The sequence below is a fragment of the Niveispirillum sp. genome, from assembly GCF_052437035.1.
Classification (GTDB): domain Bacteria; phylum Pseudomonadota; class Alphaproteobacteria; order Azospirillales; family Azospirillaceae; genus Niveispirillum.
Genome location: NZ_JBQVOH010000003.1, coordinates 107,238 through 129,342, shown reverse-complemented (window position 1 = coordinate 129,342; position 22,105 = coordinate 107,238). Strand labels below are relative to the sequence as shown.

Here is a 22,105-nt window from a genome sequence, read left to right as displayed (position 1 = left end):
TGAGTGTGGAGCGGAGAACACCCGACAGCGACCGAGCGCGTTCCTTAAGCACCCCCTCTTGCGTCGCTGCAAAATTCATTATATAACATAACTAATAACGGGCCGATGGCCCCATATGGGAGGAAATGGCGCATGAGCACGCAATTGGACGCCGCCCTGCTGATCGGCGGCAAGACCCGTCCGGCCGCCGAGGGCCGCAGCTTCACCCGTCTCAATCCCCTGACCGGGGAGGTGGCAAGCACCGCCGCCGCCGCCAGCATCGATGATGCACGCGAAGCCGCGGATGCCGCCGCCGCCGCCTTTCCCGCCTGGTCGGAAACCGGCCCCAATGCCCGCCGCGCCCTGCTACTGAAGGCGTCTGAGGCCCTGACGGCCCGCATGCCGGACTTCATCGCCGCCATGGCCGCCGAAACCGGTGCCACCGCCGGCTGGGCCGGGTTCAACGTCACGCTGGCCGCATCCATGCTGCGCGAAGCCGCGTCGATGACCACCCAGATCAATGGCGAGGTAATCCCCTCCGACAAGCCGGGCTGTATCGCCATGGCGGTGCGCCAGCCCGTGGGCGTGATTCTGGGTATCGCGCCCTGGAATGCACCGGTCATCCTGGGTGTGCGCGCAGTGGCCACGGCGCTGGCCTGCGGCAATGCCGTGATCCTGAAGGCATCCGAACTGTGCCCGCGCACCCATGCCCTGATCGGCGCGGCGCTGGCCGATGCCGGCTTCCCGGCGGGCGTGGTCAATGTCGTAACCAATGCGCCGGAGGATGCCGGCGCCATTGTCGGTGCCCTGATCGACCATCCGGCGGTTCGCCGGATCAACTTCACTGGTTCCACCCGCGTGGGCCGCATCATCGCCGAACGCGCGGGCCGCAATCTGAAGCCGGTGCTGCTGGAACTGGGTGGCAAGGCGCCGTTCGTGGTGCTGGATGATGCCGACCTGGATGAGGCGGTGAAGGCAGCCGCCTTTGGCGCCTTCTTTAATTCCGGTCAGATCTGCATGTCCACCGAACGCATCGTGGTAGACAACAAGGTGGCCGACGCGTTCGTTGAGAAATTCGCGGCCAAGGCGGCCACCCTGGTGGCCGGCGACCCGCGCGAAGGCAAGACGCCGCTGGGTTCCGTGGTCGATCCGCATGCCGTGACCAGCATCCAGTCCCTGATCGATGATGCCGTGTCCAAGGGGGCCAAGCTTTATCAGCCGAACCCGACCAAAGGCACGCTGATGTCGGCGGCCATTCTGGACCATGTCACACCGGCCATGCGCATCTATGCCGAGGAGAGCTTTGGCCCCGTGACCACCATCGTGCGGGTGGACGGGGAGGATGCGGCCATCTGTACCGCCAACGATACCGAATACGGCCTGTCCGCCTCCATCTTCACCCGCGATGCGGCCCGTGGCCTGCGTTTAGCCCGGCGTGTCCAGTCCGGCATCTGCCATGTCAACGGTGCCACCGTCCATGACGAGGCGCAGATGCCGTTCGGCGGCGTCAAGGACAGCGGCTATGGCCGGTTCGGCGGCAAAGCCGGCATCGATGCCTTCACCGAACTGCGCTGGATCACGCTGGAAACGCTGCCCGGCCATTTCCCGATCTGATGAATATCCCCATTCAGGATGAACATGATGAGCACCGCTGACACTGTCGCCTTTGATGTCGTGGACGGCATCGCCTGGGTGCGTTTTAACCGCCCGGAAAAGCGCAATTGCATGAGCCCGACCCTGAACCGCCGCATGATGGAGGTTCTGGACGAACTGGAATTCCGCGAGGATGTGGGAGTCCTGGTCCTGTCGGGCGAGGGCACGGCGTGGTCCGCCGGCATGGACCTGAAGGAATATTTCCGCGAGACGGAGGCCAAGGGGCTGGGCGCCACCCGTCAGGCGCAGCGTGAAAGCTATGGCTGGTGGCGCCGCCTGCGCTGGTACCAGAAGCCGACCATCGCCATGGTCAATGGCTGGTGCTTTGGCGGTGGCTACGGCCCGCTTTATTCCTGCGATCTGGCCATCGCGGCGGAAGAGGCGAAGTTCGGCCTGTCGGAGATCAACTGGGGCATCCTGCCGGGTGGCGGCGCCACCAAGGTGGTCGTTGACCTGATCCCCATGCGCGACGCCATGTACCACGCCATGACGGGTGAAGCCATCGATGGCAAGAAGGCCGCCGAATGGCGTCTGGTGAACGAGGCGGTGCCGCTGGCCCAGTTGAAGGACCGCGTGACCGAGATTGCCAAGGTCCTGCTGGAAAAGAACCCTGTGGCGCTGAAGGCCACCAAGGATGCGGTACGCCGGGTCAAGGAAATGACCTATGACAATGCCGAGGACTTCCTGGTCCGCGCGCAGGAGGCTGCGAATTCCTTCGACAATAATGGTCGCAAGGAAGGCATCCGTCAGTTCATCGATGAGAAGAGCTACAAGCCCGGCCTTGGCGCGTACAAGCGCGGGTAATCTGATGAACGCTGCTTGTGCCGGGTCGCCCCCATAGAGGGGACCCGGCACCTGTCAGGTCGGTATTGTTTGAGGGCTGTTCCATGGTTACCCCCCATCTTCCCGCCCCCGATCCGCTGGCCTTTCAGGCGGCAGCGCAGCCAGACAAGATCGCCATGATCGATCTGGTCGGCGGGCGCCGGTTCACCTATGCCGGGCTGGATGCTGCCGTGAACCGTTGCTGTGCCTGGCTGTCGGCCCAGTTGGGTGATGCGGCGGGACAGCGTATCGCGGTTATCGGGCGCAATGACGCGGCCATGCCCGTGCTGCATCTGGCCGCCGCACGCCTGGGCGCGATCTTCGCCCCCTTGAACTGGCGCCTGACGGTGCCGGAACTGGCGTTCCAGGTCGCGGATGCGTCCCCGGCCCTGCTGCTGGCCGATGCGGAGTTCCTGGATACTGCGAAACTGGCGGCGCAAGGCTGCACAGGCACGGAAATCCTGGAACTGTTACAGGCCGATGCAGCCTGGACCGCCATGGAGCCGGCGCACCCGGCGGTGCCACCATCCGTGGATCAGCCCTCCACCCTGCTGTACACGTCCGGCACGTCTGGACGGCCCAAGGGGGCGTTGCTGACCGAGAGCAACCTGTTCTTCACGAACATCAATTTCGGTCTGATGAACCGCCTGAATGCCGAGAGCGTCGTTCTGTGCGACATGCCGCTGTTTCATGTCGTGGGGCTGGTCACCATGGTGCGGACCCCGCTGGCACAGGGCGGAACGCTGCTGTTGTCGCGCGGGTTTGACCCGGCGGTGACCCTGTCCCGTCTGGCAGACCCCGACATGCGCGTCACCCATTACATGTGCGTGCCGCAGATGGCGCAGACCCTGCGTCAGCATCCCGATTACAACCCCACACGGCTGAGCCGTCTGGTGGCGCTGTGCACCGGCGGCGCGCCCATGCCCGCCGCCTTGATCCAGCGGTTCAGCGAGGATGGCATCACCATCGCCGACGGCTATGGGATGAGCGAGGCTGGAACCGTGCTGGGCATGCCCATCACCGACCGCGCCCGTATCGTGGCCAAGGCCGGTTCCGCCGGCATCCCCGGCCCCACTCTACGTCTGCGTCTGGTCGATGATGAGGGTCGGGACGTGCCGGATGGCGGTGTCGGGGAAATCTGGATCAACGGCCCCAACCTGTCGCCCGGCTACTGGAACCGTCCCGAACTGCCGACCCTGGCGCAGCAGGGCGGCTGGCTGCGCACTGGCGATGCGGCGCGGCGGGATGCTGACGGCTTCTACTATCTGGTGGACCGCAAGAAGGACATGTTCATCTCCGGCGGCGAGAATGTGTATCCGGCAGAGGTGGAGGCCGCCATCCTGGAACTGGACAGCGTGGCGGAGGCCGCCGTCATCGGCGTACCCGATGAACGCTGGGGCGAGGTGGGCTGGGCCTATGTCGTGCCCCGCGCCGGCCATGCGGTGATGGCGGAACAGGTCCTGACGCACCTGGACGGGCGCTGCGCCCGGTATAAACGGCCACAGCGCGTGTTCATCACCGACAGCCTGCCGCGCACCGGATCGGGCAAGGTCCAGAAACATCTTCTGCGCCAACAGGCCGCGGACACCACGAATCCCTCGAAATCCGCCTGACTTGGCGATAGTTTGCACCGGCAAATGCGCAAAGGTGGAGTGAGCGGTATGGATGAACGCGGCGGTATCGATCTTTCGGCCCTGCAGGGATCTGTTGGTTACAGGTTGCGGCGGGCCCAGATTGCGGCATTCACCCTGTTCACGCAGTTCATGTCGGAATTCGATATCCGCCCGACGCAGTTCGCCATCCTGACGGTGATCCGTGACAATCCGGGCCTCAGCCAGTCGCAGATCAGTGACGCGCTGGGCCTGAAACGTGCCAATCTGGTGCCGCTGCTGGATGGGCTGGAGGGCCGTGGACTGCTGGTCCGCTCCCCCTCCCCCGCTGATCGGCGTTCCTACTGTCTGCACCTGACCGACCATGGCCAGGAACGGATGCGGGAAATCCAGGCGCGGCACGATGCCTATGAACAGGAACTGACAACGGCGCTGGGCGTTGCCGGACGCACCGCCCTTCTGGCCCTGCTGGACGGGTTCAAGATGGCGGGCGGGGACGGCGGGGATGAAGGCTAAGGGTCACGCCCGCCGCCAGACACGCCAGCCCAGCAGGGCAACAACGATCGCCAGATAGACCAGCGGCTCCACCGGCCAGCTTTTCACCAGCATCACATAATGCACGGCCCCGGCCAGCACCGCCGGATAGACCAGCTTGTGCAGCCGGTTCCAGTTGCGGCCACCGACCCAGCGGATGGCGGCATTGAAGCTGGTTACGGCCAGCGGCAGCAGCAGGACAAAGCCCGCCATACCGATGGTGATATAGGGCCGCTTGACGATGTCGGCCCAGATGGCGGGCCAGTCTAACCCCTGATCCAGCAGCAGATAGACGGTCAGGTGCAGGATGACATAGAGAAACGCAACCAGCCCTACCGCACGCCGGTATTTCAGCAGCCCGATACCCAACTCACGCCGCAGCGGCGTGATGGCCAGCCCCAGGATCAGGAACCGCAGGGCCCATTCGCCCATGGCATGTTCCAGCGTCTTGGCCGGATCGGCCCCCAGATCGCCATAGAATATCTGGTAGATATAGAACAGCGCCGGCAGCAGCCCGGCCAGATAGACGGGCCAGGTTGGAAAGCGCGGCTGGATACGCAGATTGGCGATGGCCATCAATAGAATTTCCGCAGGTCCATGCCGGTATAAAGGCTCGCCACCTGATCGGCATAGCCATTGAACGGTAGGGTCGGTCGGCGCTTGGCGAACAGGCCGCCGCCATCCCCAATCCGCCGCTCCGTCGCCTGGCTCCAGCGCGGATGGTCCACCTCGGGGTTCACGTTGGAATAGAAGCCATATTCCTGCGGCGCCTGAATGTTCCAGCTGGTGGCCGGCTGCTTGTCAGTCAGGCTGATGCGGACGATGGATTTGATGCCCTTGAAACCGTATTTCCACGGCACGACAAGGCGCAGCGGCGCGCCGTTCTGGTTGGGCAGGCTCTCCCCGTAAAGGCCGGTGGCCAGCAGGGTCAGGGGGTTCATCGCCTCATCCAGGCGCAACCCCTCCACATAAGGCCAGTCGAGGATCTTGAAGAAGCCGCCCTGGCCCGACATTTCCGACGGGCGGACCAGGGTTTCGAAGGCCACGAACTTGGCGCCCGACTGCGGCTCCACCCGCTTCAAAAGGCTGGCCAGCGGAAAGCCGTTCCAGGGGATGACCATGGACCAGCCTTCGACGCAGCGCATACGGTAGATGCGCTCCTCAATCGTCATGCCCTTCAACAAATCATCCAGGTCATACTCGCCCGGCTTGCCCACCATGCCGTCGATCTTCACCTTCCACGGCTTCACCGTCAGACGGCCAGCATTGCGGGCCGGGTCGGACTTGTCGGTGCCGAATTCGTAGAAGTTATTGTAGCTGGTGATGTCTTTCAGGCTGGTCGGCGTTTCATCCGTGCTGAACGGGCTTTTCACCGCCGCCTGTGCAGCGCCCGCGCCTGCCAGCATCATCCCCCCGAACCCGGCCAGAAGGTGGCGGCGGTTCAGGTACAGATCGCGCGGCGTTACCTCGCGCTCGCTCAGATCGGGGGCATGGCGCAGCAGCATTGGGGGCATTCCTCTGTCGGACACAGGTACTGACAGACAGATATGCCGCTGGGCCGGGTCTGAACAGTGCGCCCTGTCACTTGCTGCGTCAATTTAGCTTCCGCGTTTGCGAGTAATTTGCAATATAGCCAGAGTCAATGGAGGATCGAATGCGGATCAATGCGAAGCTTTGGGTGGGTGTGGGCCTGTGCGTGGCGATGGGCCAGACCGGTATGGCAATGGCCCAGGGCCATCACGCCGGCCATGGCGCCGCCGTGCCCGCCGCCGCCGAGGGTGGCGAGGGCGGAGAGCTGGGCGCCTTCGACAACCTGTCCGAAGATCAGCAACTGCAAGGCTCCCTGGGCCTGATCCGCGGTCACCTGTCGGTGGGCCGGGAGCTTTATCAGGCTGGGCGCGGCAGTGATGCCATTCCGCATTTCCTGCACCCGGCGGAAGAGATCTATGACGGCGCCCGCCCCGTGCTGGACGCCCGCAAGGTCGGGTTCGAGGCGGATCTGGATGGCCTGGTCGCCCTGGCCCGTGCCAAGGCCCCGGCGGCTGATGTGGCCAAGGCGCTGGACAAGGTCGAACAGGCCATCACCAAGGCCGAGGCCACAATCCCGGCGGGCGACCGTGCCAAGCCCACCTTCCTGACCCCTGTCATCGCCACCTTGCTGCGCACGGCGGCGTCGGAATATGCGGCGGCGGTGGAGGATGGGGTGATCACCAGCCCTATCGAATATCAGGATGGGCGCGGCTTCTATGCCATCGCCAAGGTCTATCTGGCCCGTCTGTCCGCCTCAACGGCGGCCAGCGACCCGTCCGGCAATGCCGTGAAGGCCATGGACAAGCTGGCTCCCGTCTGGGCAACCCTGCAGCCGCCCAAGGGCAAGGTGACCCCACCGGGTGAGGTGTCGGCCCTTGTCTCCAATGTCGAACTGGCGTTGAGCCGGCTGCGGTAAATCACAACAGAGTGTCATCATGGGTAAGGCGCGGCGTTCTCTTTCGGCATTGGCAGCCGTCATGCTGGCCTTCACCCTGGGGCTGGCCGGGCCGCAGGCACAGGCCGACCGGCCCGGCAATCTGGCCGCCTGGACCCGGCCCGACAGCGCGCCCTACCCTGCGGATAACCCGTTCTCCGACGCCAAGCTGGAACTGGGCCGGCGCCTGTTCAACGACACGCGCCTGTCCGGCGGCAATTCGATGTCCTGCGCCAGTTGCCATGACCCGGCCAAGGGCTTCTCCGACGCCCGCCCGCGTGCGGTGGGTGAGGGCGGGCAGGCCGGTCCCATGCATACGCCAACCCTGTGGAATCTGGCCTGGGCGGAACAGCTATTCTGGGATGGGCGGGCGGGCAGCCTGGAAAAACAGGCACTTGGCCCCATTGCCAATCCCATCGAGATGAACCAGCACCTGGCCGCCCTGCCTGGAGAATTGCGCGGAGACCGGGATCTTGAAGCCGCCTTTGCCCGCGCCTTCCCGCAGGACCCGGTGATCAGCCTGGACAATATCGCCAAATCGCTGGCGATCTTCGAACGCACCCTGGTGTCGCCCATCACGCCCTTTGACCGGTGGGTCGCGGGGGATGAAGCGGCCATTCCCAACGCCGCAAAGCGCGGTTTCGCGCTGTTCGACGGCAAGGCGGCGTGCAGCAACTGTCACAAGGGCTGGGCCTTTACCGACGGTGCCTTCCATGATATCGGCCTGCCCGTCACGGGTCCGGGCCGGGGCGGAGTGGTCGGGCATGCCGAACTGGCCAATAGCTGGAAAACCCCGACCCTGCGGGAGATTGGCCGCACCGCGCCCTACATGCATGACGGCTCCATCGCCGATCTGAAGGATGTGTTGCGCCATTACGTGAACGGCGTGGTGCATCGCCCCACCCTGTCACGCGATCTGCCGCCGCATCTGGACCTGACCGATGCAGAGCAGGCCGACATCCTTGCCTTCCTGGGCACGCTGAACGCCGATCCCGCCGCCCTGCCGGTGCAGGTGAACGCCGTGGCGGCCCTTGATCCCGGCCCCGTCACCGCCGGCCCCGCACCCGCCCGGCTGGAGGTAACGCAGCGCGACACGGCGTTCAGCGCCGCTGCCGTTCGCTTGCGCAAAGGCGGCACCCTGGTCATCCATAACGAGGATACGCGCGTCCACAATATCCGCGTCTTCGCCGCCGACATGGATTATGACAGCGGCGTGCAGGACCCTGGCCAGTCGGTGGAGGTCCTGTTCGACCATCAGGGCCGTTTCCGGGCCGTCTGCAACATCCATCCCAAGATGAAAATGAGCGTTGAGGTGGTGGAGTAACCTATCGGCGTGAAAGGCGGTTGCCGCACCCGTCTAATTCGGAGAGGGTGACGGGTGCTCTCCGACCGCTATCGCGTTCATGCAACCAGATGAAACACAAAAAAAGGGGGTGTTCCATGCCCCCTGGGCTACGCCACTCTAGGAACCGATGCATCGGTTTGGCTCTGGACGCGGGTGTGGCGGTGATGGCGCCATCATAGCAAAGAGAGGCCCGGAAGTCAGCAATCCCGCCCGGCCCACACGATAACGGCCTGTTGATTGTGGCCCCCGGTGAACGTGAAGGCAGACCTTCGCCGGGGGCTTGTGAGCTTCATGTAATATCAAAAACTCCCGCCTACCCCACAAACACCAGCAGGGGTTCCCAGTCCGCGCGCAAATCAGCCGCGCGCTTGGCCTTCTGGTCGAACAGGGTCAGGCCGTCGGCGGCAAGGTCGGTATACATCTGGCTATCGCGCAGCCGGGCCACCACCTGATGCCCCGCCCCGGCCAGGAACGTATCCAACCGATCCGCCGCCTTGGTGCGCGCCCGCAGCCGGTTGCCGACGATGGCGACGGGCACCTTGGCCTTGGCGATGGCCTTCACCTCTTCCAGCTTTTCCAGGAAACGGGCCGTCGCCGCCTCGTCAAAGGCGCCGGGCAAGACGGGCAGCACCACGATGTCGGACAGGCGGATCAGGTCTTCCACATCCTTGGGCCGCATGGCCGCCGGCGCGTCGATGACCAGCCGGCCCGTGCCCGACGGCGGCTTGCCGATCTCCTTCACCCAATCCAGCCCCTGGATGGGAGCCGCCGTTTCAGGTCGGACTTTCAGCCAGCCCAAGGATGATTTCTGCCGGTCAAGATCGGCCAGGGCCGTCTTGTGACCATGGCCCGCGAAAAAGGCGGCCAGATGCGTCGCAATGGTCGTCTTGCCGACACCGCCTTTGATGTTGCTGACCAATATTGTGCGCATCACCCAACCCCGCTGTGTAACAGATTCATGTCAAATCCGGAAAAAGGTCGTATAAAGTTACAAACAAATAACTTGAGTAATTTCATTGCCGATAACAAAAAACCAGCAACAAAACACTTGGAGTTGGCAAGATGAATATCAAGAATATTGCAATTGTTTCTACACTCATCGCTCCACTGCTCTTCGCAGCACCGATGGCCGCCGCGCAATCCGCCCTGGTCGACAGCCGCCCCGTCAAGACGGGCAGCGAGACGGAAAAGGCCATCATCGGGGTCGTGGAGGATTATTTCTGGGGTCGGCAGAACGGCGACCAGGAGCGGCTGCAGCGCGGCTTCCTGGATACGGGCGACCTGAAGGGCATCCGGCAGCAGGATGGGCAGGATGTCCTGAACATCGAGCCGCTGTCCGCCTTCCGTGGCCGGCTGGCCAAGCCCATGACCATGGACACGAAAGGCGAAATCCTCGCCCTCGATATCGTGGATGACAAGCTGGCCTGGGTGAAACTGACCTTGGACAGCAAGGTCAACACCTATACCGACTATCTGATGATGTACAAGATCAACGGGCAATGGAAGCTGGTGAACAAGATGTTCACGAACAAGCGCAAGTGAGTGTTCCGCTGGCACGCGCTCAGCCCTCATCCGGAAGGTCTGTCTGCCAGAACGGCTTGGCATCGGTGAACCGGTGCCAGTCGGCGACGATATGTTCTTCCAGATCATGCAGGCCGCGCGCGTGCCAGCCTGTGACCAGACCGGCACCCAAACGCCAGGCTGGCGGCAGCGTCTCCTCGCCCGTCCGCTCCAGCTCCGCCACCAGCTTGTCCACGGTGGCGACATCCTGCAAATGGCCCAGATGCTCCTGCAGAGTCGATAGTTCGTCCAGGAACCGTCGTAGGGCCTTTCCTTCATAAAGCGAACGGAAGAAATCCGCCGCATAGCGCAGCTTTTTCAAGGAAATGCGCAGCTCATGCCGGGGGGCGGCGGCCAACTTGGCGAAACCACGTCCCCGCCTGCGCGCCTGCTTATGCCGCTTGCCCAGCAGAGCGCCGGCCATTTCAGTCACGGGTGACAGAAGCAGGGTGGACTGCTCGCTGACCGGCTGGTTACGCCATTGCCGGCCATCGACCCAGGCCGCCAGATCCAGCAGCAGTGCCGTATGGGCCGGATCGGCCAGGGTCGTGCGGACCAGCGCATAACCGCGTTCGCGTGCTGCCCGCGCCGCCATCTCCAGTTCCGCCAGACCCGCATGGCCCGGCAGGGCCGTAGCAACAGGATGCAGCAGGTCACCCAGGAACACATCCCATTCCCGCGCCGATCCCAAGGCATCGGCCAGGGCCTTTACACGCGGCCCCAGATCATCCAGTTGATCCGCCGGTATGAAGGGCCGGAAGATTTGCAGGGCGGAGCGCAAGCGGCGCAGGGCCACGCGCATCTGATGCACCCCCTCCGGGTCCTGGCCCAGCCGCGTCACCGGCTCATTCGCCATCAGATGACCCAAGCAGTGGCGCACGATGGTGGACAGCGTCTCCTCCACCGTCGCTTCCGGGTCCAGGGTCAGCTTGGCGGCCTTCACGCTGACCGGCGTAGCACCCGACGACAGGGCATAGCCGCGCGCCGACTTGGTCTGCATCTCCAGCCGCACGGGCACATCGGCATGGATGGCGCGGGCGAGATCGTACAGGGCGGCGGTGTCGGTACCTTCCGACAGTTCCAGTTCCAGTTCATGCACCGGCAGGGTGAGGCCGCCCGGAGCAACAATCTCCCCCTGGTCCAACGCTACCTCTATGGTAATGCCGGGGCGGGGCGACAGGTGCCGGATCTGCCGGCGGATGCGGGTCTCGAACACCGGCACCAGATCGTCATTGCCAACCCCATCCAGACCGTCCAGCACGCTGGCATCAGGCAGAAGCGACAGGTCGGGGCGCGGATGCGCCACCTCTACCTCCCACTCGCCGCGCACCAGGGCGCCGGCCCCCGGCTGTGGTGCGGATTTCAGGGTCTGTATCAGCGTGCGGCCCACGCGGCGCACGCGCAACGACAGGCCATTGGCCAGAAACCGCCGGTCCTCAGTATCAAAATAGATGCTGTCGAGCGGCTTGACCTTCGGCTTGGCGATGGTGTCGGAGAGGCAGGCAAGCCCCCGCAGCCGGTCCATGTCGGACGGCGCCACCGCCAGTTTCAGTTCAATCTCCAACCCAGACATAACGCACCGCACACATGACAAAACACGGCCGGCGGGCTGATTCGCCCCGAATTCCGGTCGCTTCAGGACGACGATGACAATTCCATGAAGCCCTGTCTATCGCAGCAGCCGATTTTTTTGCACATGTCCCCGCCTTGCCTGTGTGTTGAAAGGCTGCGCGCAATGGTGTTTCCTTCGGCCCCGGTATTTCATACCCAACGCATCCTGACGGGGACTTCTTCCATGCGCTTCCAGACCCTCGATACTATCGATGTCACCGGTAAGACGGTGCTTGTCCGCGCCGACCTGAACGTGCCTGTCGCCGATGGGCAGGTGACCGACACGACCCGCATCGACCGTCTGGTCCCGACATTGAAAGAGATCGCGGCCAAGGGCGCCAAGGTCGTCGTCATGTCGCATTTCGGTCGTCCCAAGAACGGCCCAGACACGAAGAACAGCCTGCGTCAGGTGGTGCCCGCCGTGGAAAAGGCGCTGGGTGCCCCGGTCGCCTTTGCCGAGGATTGCGTGGGTGAGAAGGCCGCATCCGCCATCGCCGCCCTGCCCGCCGGCGGCGTGCTGATCTTGGAAAACACCCGCTTTCATGCAGGTGAGGAAAAGAACGATGCCGATCTGGCCAAGGGTCTGGCAGCACTGGGCGATGTCTATGTGAACGACGCCTTCTCGTCCGCCCACCGCGCGCACGCCTCCACTGAAGGCATCGCCCACCTGCTGCCGTCGGCTGCCGGTCGCCTGATGCAGGCGGAACTGGAAGCGCTGGGCAAGGCGCTGGCCGCCCCGGAACGTCCCGTGGCCGCCGTGGTCGGTGGGGCCAAGATCTCCACGAAGCTGGACCTGCTGCTGAACATGGTGTCGAAGGTCGATATCCTGATCCTGGGCGGCGGTATGGCCAACACCTTCCTGTTCGCCAAGGGCGTGGCCGTCGGCTCCTCCCTGTGTGAGCGCGACATGGCCGATCAGGCCCGCGCCATCATGGAAAAGGCAGCAAGCGGCGGGTGCGAGATCGTGCTGCCGGTCGACGGTCTGATGTCGCGGGAGTTCAAGGCCAATGCCGATCATCGCGTCGCCGCCGTCACCGATATCCGCGACGGCGAGATGATGCTGGATGCCGGCCCCGCAACGGTGGAACTGGTCGGCAAGAAGCTGGAAGGGGCCAAGACCCTGGTCTGGAACGGCCCGTTCGGCGCGTTTGAGCTGGTGCCGTTCGACAGCGCCACCAACGCGGTTGCCGCCATTGCCGCCAACCTGACGGCACAGGGTAAGCTGCTGTCGGTGGCCGGTGGTGGCGATACCGTCGCCGCATTGGAACATGCCGGCGTGGCTTCGGGCTTCTCCTATGTCTCCACGGCCGGTGGTGCCTTCCTGGAATGGCTGGAAGGCAAGGAGCTGCCGGGCGTAGCGGCGCTGGAAAAGCACGCCTGATCGCTTCGCCTTAATGGCAAACAAAAAGGGGGCCGCATGGCCCCCTTTTTTATTCACCAGCCCTATCCGTCTGCGGCCATGCGCCGCTTGGCCTTCTGCGGTGTTGGTGACATGTTTGTGTTACCAACCCCAAACGGAGGGCCGATCATGCCGCCCCTGGTCCGTTTCATGCTGCGCCACGCCGCCATTGGCTTTGCCATGGGGCTGCTGGTTGCCGCCATCATTGTCGCCACCGATGCGCTGCATCTGCGCAGCCTTGCCATGGCCACCCAGACGGGCTGGCTGGGTCTGGGCGTCTTCTGTTTTCTGACGGGACTGACCATCGGTTCCCTGCAAATCGGCTTTGCCGTGATGCTGCAAGGGACCGGCGATGATCGGGATGGTCCCGGCGGCGGACACGGGGGCCGGCTGGTGCCGGTCCCCGTGCGGGTCCACCGCCGGCGGTAACCGTCAGGCCTTCTGTACGACCCCATCCACCCGGCGGTTCAGGCCCAGCGGATTGTCACGCTTCAGCGCCGCCGGCAGCAGGGCATCGGGGATGTCCTGATAACAGACGGGGCGCAGGAAGCGGTCGATAGCCAGCGACCCGACAGAGGTGCTGCGCGGGTCGCTGGTGGCCGGGAACGGACCGCCATGCACCATGGCGTGGCAAACCTCCACGCCCGTGGGCCAGCCATTGGCCAGGATACGGCCCGCCCGACGCTCCAAGGTCGGCAGCAGGGTGGCGGCGGCGCCATGGTCACCCTCATCCAGATGCACCGTGGCCGTCAGCTGACCCTCCAGATGCTCCAGCACGTCCTTCAGCACGCCCAGGTCCGGGCAGCGGATGATGACGGAGGAAGAGCCGAACACTTCGGCACCCAGCGCATGATCGGACAGGAAGTCGGCGGCGGTCGCGGCGAACAGGGCGCCTGCCCCCTTGTTGCCCCCGACCTCGGCCACGCGCGCCACCGTCGTCACCTTTTCATTCCCCGCCAGAGCGGCCACACCGGTGCGGTAGGCCTGGCAGATGCCGGGCGTCAGCATGGTGATGGGGGCGACATTCACCAGGGCAGCGGACGCGGCGGCAATGAACCGCTCCAGGTCCGGGCCATCGACGGCCAGGATCAGGCCGGGGTTGGTGCAGAACTGCCCCGCCCCCATGGTCAGCGACCCGACAAACGCCGTGCCCAGCGCTTCGGCGCGCGCCGACAGGGCGGCGGGCAGCAGGATGACGGGGTTGATGCTGCTCATCTCCGCATAGACGGGGATGGGTTCGGGGCGCGACTGAGCGATGCGGATTAGGGCCTGACCACCGCCACGCGACCCGGTGAAGCCCACGGCCTTGATGCGCCAGTCGGCGACCAGTGCCTGACCAAACTCCCGCTGCGTGCCGGACAGCATGGAGAAGACACCTTCATGGAAGCCCAGTTCGGCCACGGCAGCGGCAATCGCCTCCCCCACCAGCTCCGACGTGCCGGGATGGGCCGAATGCACCTTCACCACCACGGGGCAGCCGGCAGCCAGGGCCGAGGCCGTGTCGCCACCGGCGACAGAGAAGGCCAGCGGGAAGTTGGACGCACCGAACACCGCCACGGGGCCGACCGGCACATTGCGCAGGCGCAGGTCGGCGCGGGCCAGGGGCTTGCGTTCCGGCAGGGCGGGATCGATGCGGGCGCCCAGCCAGTCGCCATTGCGCAGTACCGACGCAAACAGGCGTAGCTGGCCAACCGTGCGACCCCGCTCCCCCTCCAGCCGGGCGCGCGGCAGGCCGGTTTCGGCCCCGGCGCGGTCCAGCAATTCGTCGCCAATGGCGATAATATTCTCAGCAATCTTTTCCAGCAGGCGTGCGCGATCCTCCGGTGCCGCCTCCCGGAACCCGTCAAAGGCGGCCCAGGCCAGCGCGCAGGCCTGATCGACATGGGCGGGCGTGGCCTGTGCGAAGGCCGGTTCGATCTGCGCATCCGCAGCCGGATCGACGGCCTTGAACCCAGCCTCGGTGGCGATGCGGCTGCGGCCGATCAGCAAATTGCCATGCAAAGACATCAAACACTCCCGCTTTGTCGGTGTTTCCTCCGGGGCCCCGGGTCAACCGGGGCCGATCGGCGGTATTGTTACCGCTAACCATGTTGCTCTGGCAAGCAGCATGGTGGGAAGGCAGCATAGCGTGATTTGATGACGGATGCGGGGGGGGGCCAAAACAAAAAAGCCGGACAGCCCGGGACAACCTTCGGCTTGCTGGAAAGCCCAGCAAGTTCTTCACAAGAAGATTTGAAAGTTGTCACCAGCTTCCGGTCTGTCACACCCAATCAAGATTGGGAGGAGATGGTGCCCCGAGTCGGATTTGAACCAACGGCCTACCGCTTACGAAGCGGTTGCTCTACCGCTGAGCTATCGGGGCTCCGTCGCGGTGAAGTGGGCGGGGTTATAGCCAAGGGATTTGAGGTTGGCAACAGTGAAATTCGCCTGATCAGCCGATTATCATCGTCAAGCGCCGCATGGCACCAATGCTTGTATCGTTCCGGGGGCGAACCGGTTGGCGATGCCGGCATTAAGGCCGGTTGCTGGGGGAATGATGACGGAATGGGTGGTGCCGCTGGTCATGTGCGCGGCCCTGATGCATGCGGGATGGAACAGTCTGCTGAAGGGCGGGGGCGACCGGCTGGTGGGGATCACCATGCTGAATGTCTGGTGCGCCGTGGCGGGCATCGCCCTGTTGCCCTTCGTGCCGGCCCTGCCGGTGGCGGCCTGGCCCTATCTGGCGGCGTCGCTGGCGTTTCATACGGGCTATCAGGTGTTCCTGGTTCGCACCTATCGGCTGGGTGACCTGTCACAGGTCTATCCCGTGGCGCGTGGGGCGGCCCCGCCCATGGTGGCCCTTGTCGGGCTGATACTGGGCACCGACCCGTTGAAGCCGATGGAAGGGCTGGCCATCATCCTGATTGCGGGCGGCATCGCTACCCTTGCCCTGCGCGGCGGAGCGGCCTTGCGTGCCGATCCGCGACCGGTGCTGATGGCGCTGGCTACCGCCTGCTTCATCGCGGGCTATACCACCGTGGATGGTCTGGGCGCGCGTGCCGGCGGCCATGCCGTGGCCTATACGGTCTGGCTGTTCATCCTGAACGCCCCGCCCATGGTGGCCCTGGCCTGGGCAAGGCGGGGCGGTGCGGGGCTTTGGCAGGCAGCCAAGGCCGGCTGGCGACGCGATCTGGTAGGCGGGATCATGGCCATGTCCGGCTATGGCATTGCCATCTGGGCCATGACCCATGCCCCCATCGCCCTAGTCGCCGCCTTGCGCGAAACCAGCGTCATTTTCGCCCTGTTGATTGCGCGGTTGTGGTTGAAGGAACCGGTTGGCCGCTGGCGCACCGGTGCGGCCCTTCTGGTTCTGGCAGGGATCGCGACGCTGCGGCTGGCCTGATGCCTTACCGGTAATGCGCGGCCAGTTCGGTGAACAGGCGTGCGTAATAGGCGTCGGTGTCCTTCACCCGCACCATCACCTCCACATTCCCGGCCCCGTCGGGCAGCAGAAGGCCGGCGCCGATCCCCGTCCCTTCCGTCACGATATGCGTCTGGGCGCGGACCGTTTCGAACAGGTCAGGATGGAACAGGCCGGCCACCGCCGTGGGATCATGCAGGAACGCCCCCTCGGTATGGAATTTCGGCTTATCCAGGTGATAGGGCGCGTGCAGCATGCGCGCCACCTCCTCCCCGAATTTGGGTAGCGCGCGGGCGGCGGCCAGCCGGGCGGGCGTGGAGATCAGCTGGTGCGTGACATCCGCCGGGGCCAATAGCACCGGCACCCCGCCATTCAAGACCGACTGCGCCGCCGCCGCATCCATCCAGAAATTGAACTCCGCAAAGGGGGTGACATTGCCCCGGCGCACGAAATTCGGCGGCAGCGGCCCGAATGATCCACCCATGGCGACGATCCGCCCGATACGGGCATAGGCATCGGGTGCCGTTGCGCGCAGCAGCGCCAGATTGGTCAGCGGGCCCGTCGCCAGGATCGTCACGGTCCGCACCGGCATGGACCGCAGGGTCTGCGCCATCCAGCCGACTGCATCATGCGACGCGGCCTGTCGTGCGGACGGGGCCAGCACCAGATCGCCCAGGCCGGATTCGGCAAAGGCCCCGTCGCCTGGCGGCGGTTCATCCTTGCCCAACGGTGCCTTGGCACCGGCATGCACGGGGATATCGGGCGCGCCGACATGGTCCAGAAAGGACAGGGCGTTGGCCGTCGTCCGGTCCAGCGTGACATTGCCGTTCACGGCGCTGATGCCAAGCACCCGCGCCCGCTGCGGCTGTGCCAACACCCACATCCAGGCCAGAAGATCATCGGTGCCGGGATCGCCGTCCAGGATCAGGGAGAAGGGTTGGTTCATGGCAGCGGTCCCGCGCAAAGAAGTATCAGGCGCGGCATTAAAGCGGCTTCGATGAGCGGATGGAAGGGCTTCACGCCACCAGCCGGTTATGCCCCCCGGCCCGTGCGGCCGCCAGGCGGTCATCGGCCAGCCGCGCCATATCGGCGGGACCTGCCATATCCGGCTTAAAACGGGCCAATCCCGCCGAAAGGGTCACGATGCCATGCGGGCTTTTCTGATGCGGAAGGGCCAGGGCCGCCACATCGTCCAGCATCGCCCGTACCCGTGCCTCCAGCGCCACGGGGTCATTCTCGGTCAAGATGATGGCTGCCCGCGCGCCGCCATGGCGATAGACCCGGTCACCCTGCCCCACCTGCCGGGCCAGCACGCGGAAAAGGGTGCGCAGGATCTGGTCGCCCGCCGCCTCGCCATAGGCGCTGTTATAGGCCTGGAAATGGTCGATATCGGCCATAAGCAGCGCGAAACTGGCCTTGCCCTGACGCTGTGCCAGATCAAACACGCTGCGCAGGTCGGCATCGAAGGCGCGGCGGTTATGGGCGCCTGTCAAGGCGTCGTGCAGGCTCCATTCCTCCAACTGCTTGTTGGCGGCGTCCAGCGCCTCGGTCCGCAGCGCGACCTGTTCGGCCAGGCTGTCACTGGCCTCCCGCACGCGCACCGCCATGTCCTGGAACGAGCGGGCCAGAAGGCCTATCTCGTCCTGTGTCGCCGTCGGCAACGGCGTTTCGCCATCGGCGACGGCGGCGTAATTGCCCGCCGCCACCTTTTCCGAGGCGTTCTTCAATTGCAGGATCGGGTCGGCCACCTGCCGGCGCAACAGGACGAAAACCAGCACCAGCATGGCCAGGAAATAGGCGGTGCCCATGGCCATGATGGCGCTGGCCGCTTGATGGGCGGTGGCCGCCACCAGCGCCTTGGGATAACGGGCTACGAACCACCAGTCGGGACCATCCAGGCGCGTGACGGCCAGATAGGCATCGTCGGCCACATCATCGACGATCCAGACATTCTCATCAGGGCTAGGATCGCTTTTACGCCGCTCTACACTATCACGGATCAGGGCATGGGTACGCAGCAGACCCTCATCGCCCAGCTTTTGCAGATTGATGGTGGCCAATTCCTTGCGCAGCCGATCCATCCACAGCGGATGCGCCACCAGATGACCGTCCGCCGCCATGACGAAATTGTACGATCCGGGCAGATGGTCCGTGATCAGCCGGTCCATCAGGTCATTGACCAGCACATCATGACCGGCATTGATCAGATGCTTGCCCTGATAATCGACCGGCAGCTGATAGGTGACCATCCAGGCCTTGGCCGTATGATCATGGTAAAGCGGTGTCCAGACCGCGTGGCGGTCTGGGTTCTCCGCGAACATGGTGGAGCGCACGACGGAAAAGGCCGTCATATCCAGATCAGCCTCTACCTCCCGCCCCCAGGCAAAGGCGGGCCAGAACATGATCATGGCGTTTTCCGGCGTACTGATCGTCGTGTTGATGAAGCGGTTCTGCCACGCCGCCCCATAATCCGCCAAAAGATGATAGGACAGCATAAGACGGCGCTTCAGTTCGTCGGAAATAACCTTCTGATTGCCACCAATGAAACCCGACATGCCGGCCCGGCGGATACCATCGGGGCCCACCATACCGTCGAAATATTGCTGACGCAGACGCGTGGCGCCATCGGCCCCGCGTTCAAAGAAGGTATCAAAGTTCGGGTCGGCCAGAATCGCAGGATCGGCGTAGAGCGCCAGGAAACGCTCGCGGAACAGCTCCATATTGGAGGCGGCAAGCTGAAAAATGGCGCTTTCCGTGCGCCCGCGTTCCAGCAGATGCGCCTTCAGGCTGTCCAGCGCCTCCCGCTCTTCCCGGTCGTAAATGGTTGAATAGCCGATTGCCGTCAGGGCCAGCACGATCAGCATGGACCATCCGGCCAGCCGCACGACAAAACGGCCCAGCAAGGTACCGGACAAGGCTGCCGGCCACCGCCATCCTGCCATCACCCGTCCCATGTGCCACCTGTCCCGCCGCACCCAACCGGACGAAGGTTATCTTTGTATGTTTCCTCCGGTCAACCCAGGAAAGCGAACTATGGACAGACGGGACAATTTACGACGCGCGGACACTCAATGCGTGGCCGGCATCTTGGGCGCGGGTTCATCGCCCTTGATCATGCCCTTGGCCCGATAAAACCGTTCGGCACCGGGATGCAGCGGAATGGGCAATGCCGACAGGGCCGTGGCCAGTTGGATGGACTTCCCGCGCGGGTGCCCATTATCCAGCATCGACCGTGTCTGTTCATTCCACAGCGCCGCCGTGATGTCATGCACCAGTTCCGGCTTCAGATCGCCGCGCACCACCCAGACACCCCCGACGCCCAGCGTGCGCGTCGCGGGTACGCCGTCATAGGTATCGGCATCAATGCGGGTTTCCGTGAAATGCGGCATCCGCTTCATCAACTGCGCCGCGCGGGCATCATCGAAGGGCACGAGGGCGATGGGCAGGCGCCGCGCCAGATCGGCAACCGCCGGCAACGGATAGCCGCCGACGATCAGGAAGGCGTCCAACTCCCCCGCCTCCAGCCGGTCACCACCGGCGGCGGGGCTGAGATAGAAGGGTTTCACCGTCTTTTCCGACAGACCATAGGTGGACAGCAAGGCGCGGGCCGTCACCAGCGTGCCTGACCCTTGTTCCCCCAATGCCACCCGCTTGCCCTTTAGGTCCGCGGGATTCTTGATCCCACTGCCGGCACGCGTCACCAGATGGATGGTTTCGGTGTAAAGATTGGCGATGGCGCGCAGGTCGGGATAGGCTGTTTTCTGGAACGGGTCCTGTCCGGTCATGGCCAGATGCGCAATGTCGGCCTGGACCAGTGCCGATTCCAGACGGCGGGAACGCATCAGACCGATATTATCCACCGCGCCCGATGTCGCCTGTGCCACCACGATCAGGCCCGGCACACCACAGGCCCCACCCCGCTCACAGGGGCGCGAACCGGGCGGGTTTGACACGGCATTGGCCAGCAGGCCGCCGATCAGGAAATAGGTGCCGCCGGTGGTGCCGGTGCCGATCTGGAAAAACCGCACCTGTTCCGATGCGGCGCGGGCCAGACCCGGCAGGCAGGATACCGCCGCCAAGCCCAAGCCACCGGCCAACAGGTTGCGTCGTCGCAGGAAACCAGGATTGGTATCAGCGTCGGGCGGGACGGTTTGCGGGGGTTCGGCTGGATTGGGCATGGCCTAAGCGCCCTTTCCCTTGTGGCTTACGACCCTACCATCGTGCGCCTGCCGAACAACGTTCGCAACCGGAACGGGGACGAAATGGTATAAGCAGCGACAAAAGTCGGGGTGCTGTGACCGATATCCAACGGTTTTTGTCACAAAACATTCAACAGCATCAAAAGGCCCAGCAAGGCGATGCCGCCCCCCGCCACCCGCGACGCCTTGCCCCCACCGATCTGGTACAAGGTGGCCGACAGGCCCACACCCGAAGACAGGACCAGAACGCAGCCCATCAACATGCCGGGCCAGAACAGGACGTTTCCCGTAACGGGTCCGCCCCATTGCGACAGGCTGATCCCATGCAGGGCACCCACCGCCGCCGCCATCACCAGACCGACCACCGCCGGCAGGGTGAAGGTCGCCGCCAGCAACCCGCCCAGCACGATCAACGACGCCTCCAGCGCCAGACCGGCGAAGGGCAGGTGCAAGCCTGCCCGCGTCAACAGACCCACAATGATCCCGGCGGCCAGCGCCAATCCCGCCCCCGCCCCAGGCGTTCCCCGTCCCTGCATATCCAGCCACAGGCCCAAACCCAGCAGGCCGAACAGATGCACATAAGTGAGAACCGGACCCGCGATACCGGCGGAAAGGCCAGGCGGAACCGACGCGGCCTGGCCCAGACCGGGCAACAGAATCATTGTTAAGAGAAGAGCAGCGGCAAAGCGCATTGAGTATATCTCTGCATCATTTCCATCCCTTGATGGCGATAAGCCGTTGCACGGTCAAGTCTGTGGGCGCGCTTGATCCGGCCATGCGCCCCCCATTGCCCCCTACCCCCCCGTGCCGCATCGCGCTATGTAGGGGATGGATGGCTGTACGGGCGACCGACCGGAGATTGAGAAGATGAAGCTTTATGGTGTCGTGCTCAGCCCCTATGTCACCCGGGTCCTGCTGGCGATCCGGTACAAGGGGCTGGACATCCCGGTGGTGCCGCCGCCGGGCGGCGGGCTGAAATCGGCCGAATATCTGGCCATCAATCCCTATGGCAAGATGCCGGCCCTGGATGCGGGCGGGACCACCATCATCGAGTCCGAGGTGATCTGCGAATTCCTGGACGAACGCTTCCCCGACAAGCCCATCCTGCCCGGCAGCGATCTGGAACGCGCCCGCGCCCGTATCATCAGCCGGGCCGCCGATCTTTATATCCTGCCCGCCCTTCTGGGCCTGCTGGGTCAGATGAACCCTGCCACCCGCGATGCGCGTCTGGTGGGGGAAAAGCTGGCCGAATTGAAACGCGGTCGTGACGGGCTGGAAACCTTCATCGACGGTCCGTGGTGCATGGGCGACCATTTCACCCTGGCCGACTGCGCCATGGTGCCGGCCTGCTTCTTCCTGGAAAAGTTTCTGCCGGCCTTTGGCGGGATCGACATGTTTGCCGACCATCCGCGCATGGGGGCAGTCTGGCGCCATGCACAGAATGATCCGATGGTGGCGGCCCTTCTGAGGGAAATGAACGGCGCCCTGGATGATTTCATGCGCCGCCGCGCCGCCAATGCCTGATCCCG

At 64.5% G+C, this 22,105-nt stretch carries 20 protein-coding genes and 1 tRNA gene; 11 read left to right on the top strand and 10 right to left on the bottom strand.

The annotated features are described in order from the left end of the window. Positions 1–132 precede the first annotated feature (132 nt). From ACT6Q8_RS09875 to ACT6Q8_RS09860, 4 genes are all read left to right on the top strand, one after another. Positions 133–1,593, top strand: coding sequence for an aldehyde dehydrogenase (locus ACT6Q8_RS09875; RefSeq protein ID WP_444732350.1), 1,461 nt, complete (start codon positions 133–135; stop codon positions 1,591–1,593). Positions 1,594–1,617: 24 nt separating this feature from the next. Next, positions 1,618–2,436 carry a p-hydroxycinnamoyl CoA hydratase/lyase gene (locus tag ACT6Q8_RS09870; protein ID WP_054166576.1) on the top strand — a complete coding sequence of 273 codons (819 nt, stop codon included), beginning with the start codon at positions 1,618–1,620 and terminating at the stop codon, positions 2,434–2,436. Positions 2,437–2,519: 83 nt separating this feature from the next. After that, entirely contained in the window at positions 2,520–4,067 is a 1,548-nt protein-coding gene (locus tag ACT6Q8_RS09865) for an AMP-binding protein (protein ID WP_444732351.1), read from the top strand. Positions 4,068–4,115: 48 nt separating this feature from the next. Further along, positions 4,116–4,580: a MarR family winged helix-turn-helix transcriptional regulator gene (locus ACT6Q8_RS09860; RefSeq protein WP_054166310.1), complete on the top strand. Its 465-nt coding sequence runs from the start codon at positions 4,116–4,118 to the stop codon at positions 4,578–4,580. A gap of 3 nt (positions 4,581–4,583) precedes the next feature. On the opposite strand, the gene msrQ is transcribed toward ACT6Q8_RS09860, so the two are convergent. Together msrQ and msrP are read right to left on the bottom strand one after the other, a co-directional pair. Further along, positions 4,584–5,174 (bottom strand): protein-methionine-sulfoxide reductase heme-binding subunit MsrQ, encoded by a 591-nt coding sequence (msrQ, locus tag ACT6Q8_RS09855; protein WP_444732352.1) that lies wholly within the window; start codon positions 5,172–5,174, stop codon positions 4,584–4,586. Then, positions 5,174–6,103: a protein-methionine-sulfoxide reductase catalytic subunit MsrP gene (msrP, locus tag ACT6Q8_RS09850; protein WP_444732353.1), complete on the bottom strand. Its 930-nt coding sequence runs from the start codon at positions 6,101–6,103 to the stop codon at positions 5,174–5,176. The genes msrQ and msrP overlap by 1 nt, the downstream gene beginning before the upstream one ends. 149 nt (positions 6,104–6,252) lie before the next feature. Here msrP and ACT6Q8_RS09845 point away from each other — a divergent pair, with 149 nt between their 5' ends. Together ACT6Q8_RS09845 and ACT6Q8_RS09840 are read left to right on the top strand one after the other, a co-directional pair. Beyond that, complete coding sequence (locus tag ACT6Q8_RS09845; protein ID WP_444732354.1) at positions 6,253–7,044, top strand: hypothetical protein; 792 nt, start codon at positions 6,253–6,255, stop codon at positions 7,042–7,044. A gap of 19 nt (positions 7,045–7,063) precedes the next feature. Further along, positions 7,064–8,386: a cytochrome c peroxidase gene (locus tag ACT6Q8_RS09840; protein WP_444732355.1), complete on the top strand. Its 1,323-nt coding sequence runs from the start codon at positions 7,064–7,066 to the stop codon at positions 8,384–8,386. 334 nt (positions 8,387–8,720) lie between these two features. Here the strand turns inward: ACT6Q8_RS09840 and ACT6Q8_RS09835 are convergent, their stop codons facing one another. After that, complete coding sequence (locus tag ACT6Q8_RS09835; RefSeq protein WP_054166305.1) at positions 8,721–9,338, bottom strand: ParA family protein; 618 nt, start codon at positions 9,336–9,338, stop codon at positions 8,721–8,723. 131 nt (positions 9,339–9,469) lie between these two features. Between ACT6Q8_RS09835 and ACT6Q8_RS09830 the strand changes: the two genes are divergently transcribed. Beyond that, positions 9,470–9,949: a nuclear transport factor 2 family protein gene (locus ACT6Q8_RS09830; RefSeq protein ID WP_082371991.1), complete on the top strand. Its 480-nt coding sequence runs from the start codon at positions 9,470–9,472 to the stop codon at positions 9,947–9,949. 19 nt (positions 9,950–9,968) lie between these two features. Here the strand turns inward: ACT6Q8_RS09830 and ACT6Q8_RS09825 are convergent, their stop codons facing one another. Continuing rightward, complete coding sequence (locus tag ACT6Q8_RS09825) at positions 9,969–11,540, bottom strand: CYTH and CHAD domain-containing protein (protein WP_444732356.1); 1,572 nt, start codon at positions 11,538–11,540, stop codon at positions 9,969–9,971. A gap of 222 nt (positions 11,541–11,762) precedes the next feature. Here ACT6Q8_RS09825 and ACT6Q8_RS09820 point away from each other — a divergent pair, with 222 nt between their 5' ends. Together ACT6Q8_RS09820 and ACT6Q8_RS09815 are read left to right on the top strand one after the other, a co-directional pair. Continuing rightward, complete coding sequence (locus ACT6Q8_RS09820) at positions 11,763–12,959, top strand: phosphoglycerate kinase (RefSeq protein WP_054166302.1); 1,197 nt, start codon at positions 11,763–11,765, stop codon at positions 12,957–12,959. Between the two features lie 147 nt (positions 12,960–13,106). Next, complete coding sequence (locus ACT6Q8_RS09815; RefSeq protein ID WP_444732357.1) at positions 13,107–13,406, top strand: hypothetical protein; 300 nt, start codon at positions 13,107–13,109, stop codon at positions 13,404–13,406. Between the two features lie 3 nt (positions 13,407–13,409). Here ACT6Q8_RS09815 and ACT6Q8_RS09810 read toward each other — a convergent pair whose 3' ends face one another. Continuing rightward, the gene (locus ACT6Q8_RS09810) at positions 13,410–14,984 is read right to left on the bottom strand and encodes an aldehyde dehydrogenase (NADP(+)) (protein ID WP_444732358.1); all 1,575 of its coding nucleotides are present in this window, start codon (positions 14,982–14,984) and stop codon (positions 13,410–13,412) included. Positions 14,985–15,264: 280 nt separating this feature from the next. Beyond that, positions 15,265–15,339 (bottom strand) — tRNA-Thr (locus tag ACT6Q8_RS09805). A 171-nt stretch (positions 15,340–15,510) separates the two neighbouring features. On the opposite strand from ACT6Q8_RS09805, the gene ACT6Q8_RS09800 reads away from it, so the two are divergent. After that, positions 15,511–16,359 (top strand): EamA family transporter, encoded by an 849-nt coding sequence (locus ACT6Q8_RS09800; RefSeq protein ID WP_444732359.1) that lies wholly within the window; start codon positions 15,511–15,513, stop codon positions 16,357–16,359. 4 nt (positions 16,360–16,363) lie between these two features. Here ACT6Q8_RS09800 and ACT6Q8_RS09795 read toward each other — a convergent pair whose 3' ends face one another. The 4 genes from ACT6Q8_RS09795 to ACT6Q8_RS09780 form a co-directional block, all read right to left on the bottom strand. Beyond that, positions 16,364–17,323: a nucleoside hydrolase gene (locus ACT6Q8_RS09795; RefSeq protein ID WP_054166299.1), complete on the bottom strand. Its 960-nt coding sequence runs from the start codon at positions 17,321–17,323 to the stop codon at positions 16,364–16,366. A gap of 70 nt (positions 17,324–17,393) precedes the next feature. Then, positions 17,394–19,319, bottom strand: coding sequence for a GGDEF domain-containing protein (locus ACT6Q8_RS09790; RefSeq protein WP_444732360.1), 1,926 nt, complete (start codon positions 19,317–19,319; stop codon positions 17,394–17,396). A gap of 126 nt (positions 19,320–19,445) precedes the next feature. Continuing rightward, positions 19,446–20,555 carry a TAXI family TRAP transporter solute-binding subunit gene (locus ACT6Q8_RS09785; RefSeq protein ID WP_444732361.1) on the bottom strand — a complete coding sequence of 370 codons (1,110 nt, stop codon included), beginning with the start codon at positions 20,553–20,555 and terminating at the stop codon, positions 19,446–19,448. 140 nt (positions 20,556–20,695) lie between these two features. Beyond that, a complete protein-coding gene (locus tag ACT6Q8_RS09780; RefSeq protein WP_444732362.1) occupies positions 20,696–21,238 on the bottom strand; it encodes a HupE/UreJ family protein in 543 nt (180 codons plus the stop codon). 205 nt (positions 21,239–21,443) lie between these two features. Here ACT6Q8_RS09780 and ACT6Q8_RS09775 point away from each other — a divergent pair, with 205 nt between their 5' ends. Further along, positions 21,444–22,100, top strand: coding sequence for a glutathione S-transferase family protein (locus ACT6Q8_RS09775; protein ID WP_444732363.1), 657 nt, complete (start codon positions 21,444–21,446; stop codon positions 22,098–22,100). The last annotated feature ends 5 nt before the right edge of the window (positions 22,101–22,105 follow it).

Coding starts and splice junctions, on each gene's coding strand:
- ACT6Q8_RS09785 (WP_444732361.1), bottom strand. CDS start 20,555: ATGCCCAATCCAGCCGAACCCCCGCAAACCGTCCCGCCCGACGCTGAT.
- ACT6Q8_RS09780 (WP_444732362.1), bottom strand. CDS start 21,238: ATGATTCTGTTGCCCGGTCTGGGCCAGGCCGCGTCGGTTCCGCCTGGC.
- ACT6Q8_RS09800 (WP_444732359.1), top strand. CDS start 15,511: ATGATGACGGAATGGGTGGTGCCGCTGGTCATGTGCGCGGCCCTGATG.
- ACT6Q8_RS09860 (WP_054166310.1), top strand. CDS start 4,116: ATGGATGAACGCGGCGGTATCGATCTTTCGGCCCTGCAGGGATCTGTT.
- msrQ (WP_444732352.1), bottom strand. CDS start 5,174: ATGGCCATCGCCAATCTGCGTATCCAGCCGCGCTTTCCAACCTGGCCC.
- msrP (WP_444732353.1), bottom strand. CDS start 6,103: ATGCTGCTGCGCCATGCCCCCGATCTGAGCGAGCGCGAGGTAACGCCG.
- ACT6Q8_RS09835 (WP_054166305.1), bottom strand. CDS start 9,338: ATGCGCACAATATTGGTCAGCAACATCAAAGGCGGTGTCGGCAAGACG.
- ACT6Q8_RS09825 (WP_444732356.1), bottom strand. CDS start 11,540: ATGTCTGGGTTGGAGATTGAACTGAAACTGGCGGTGGCGCCGTCCGAC.
- ACT6Q8_RS09875 (WP_444732350.1), top strand. CDS start 133: ATGAGCACGCAATTGGACGCCGCCCTGCTGATCGGCGGCAAGACCCGT.
- ACT6Q8_RS09870 (WP_054166576.1), top strand. CDS start 1,618: ATGATGAGCACCGCTGACACTGTCGCCTTTGATGTCGTGGACGGCATC.
- ACT6Q8_RS09840 (WP_444732355.1), top strand. CDS start 7,064: ATGGGTAAGGCGCGGCGTTCTCTTTCGGCATTGGCAGCCGTCATGCTG.
- ACT6Q8_RS09865 (WP_444732351.1), top strand. CDS start 2,520: ATGGTTACCCCCCATCTTCCCGCCCCCGATCCGCTGGCCTTTCAGGCG.
- ACT6Q8_RS09790 (WP_444732360.1), bottom strand. CDS start 19,319: ATGGCAGGATGGCGGTGGCCGGCAGCCTTGTCCGGTACCTTGCTGGGC.
- ACT6Q8_RS09815 (WP_444732357.1), top strand. CDS start 13,107: ATGCCGCCCCTGGTCCGTTTCATGCTGCGCCACGCCGCCATTGGCTTT.
- ACT6Q8_RS09820 (WP_054166302.1), top strand. CDS start 11,763: ATGCGCTTCCAGACCCTCGATACTATCGATGTCACCGGTAAGACGGTG.
- ACT6Q8_RS09810 (WP_444732358.1), bottom strand. CDS start 14,984: ATGTCTTTGCATGGCAATTTGCTGATCGGCCGCAGCCGCATCGCCACC.
- ACT6Q8_RS09775 (WP_444732363.1), top strand. CDS start 21,444: ATGAAGCTTTATGGTGTCGTGCTCAGCCCCTATGTCACCCGGGTCCTG.
- ACT6Q8_RS09845 (WP_444732354.1), top strand. CDS start 6,253: ATGCGGATCAATGCGAAGCTTTGGGTGGGTGTGGGCCTGTGCGTGGCG.
- ACT6Q8_RS09830 (WP_082371991.1), top strand. CDS start 9,470: ATGAATATCAAGAATATTGCAATTGTTTCTACACTCATCGCTCCACTG.
- ACT6Q8_RS09795 (WP_054166299.1), bottom strand. CDS start 17,323: ATGAACCAACCCTTCTCCCTGATCCTGGACGGCGATCCCGGCACCGAT.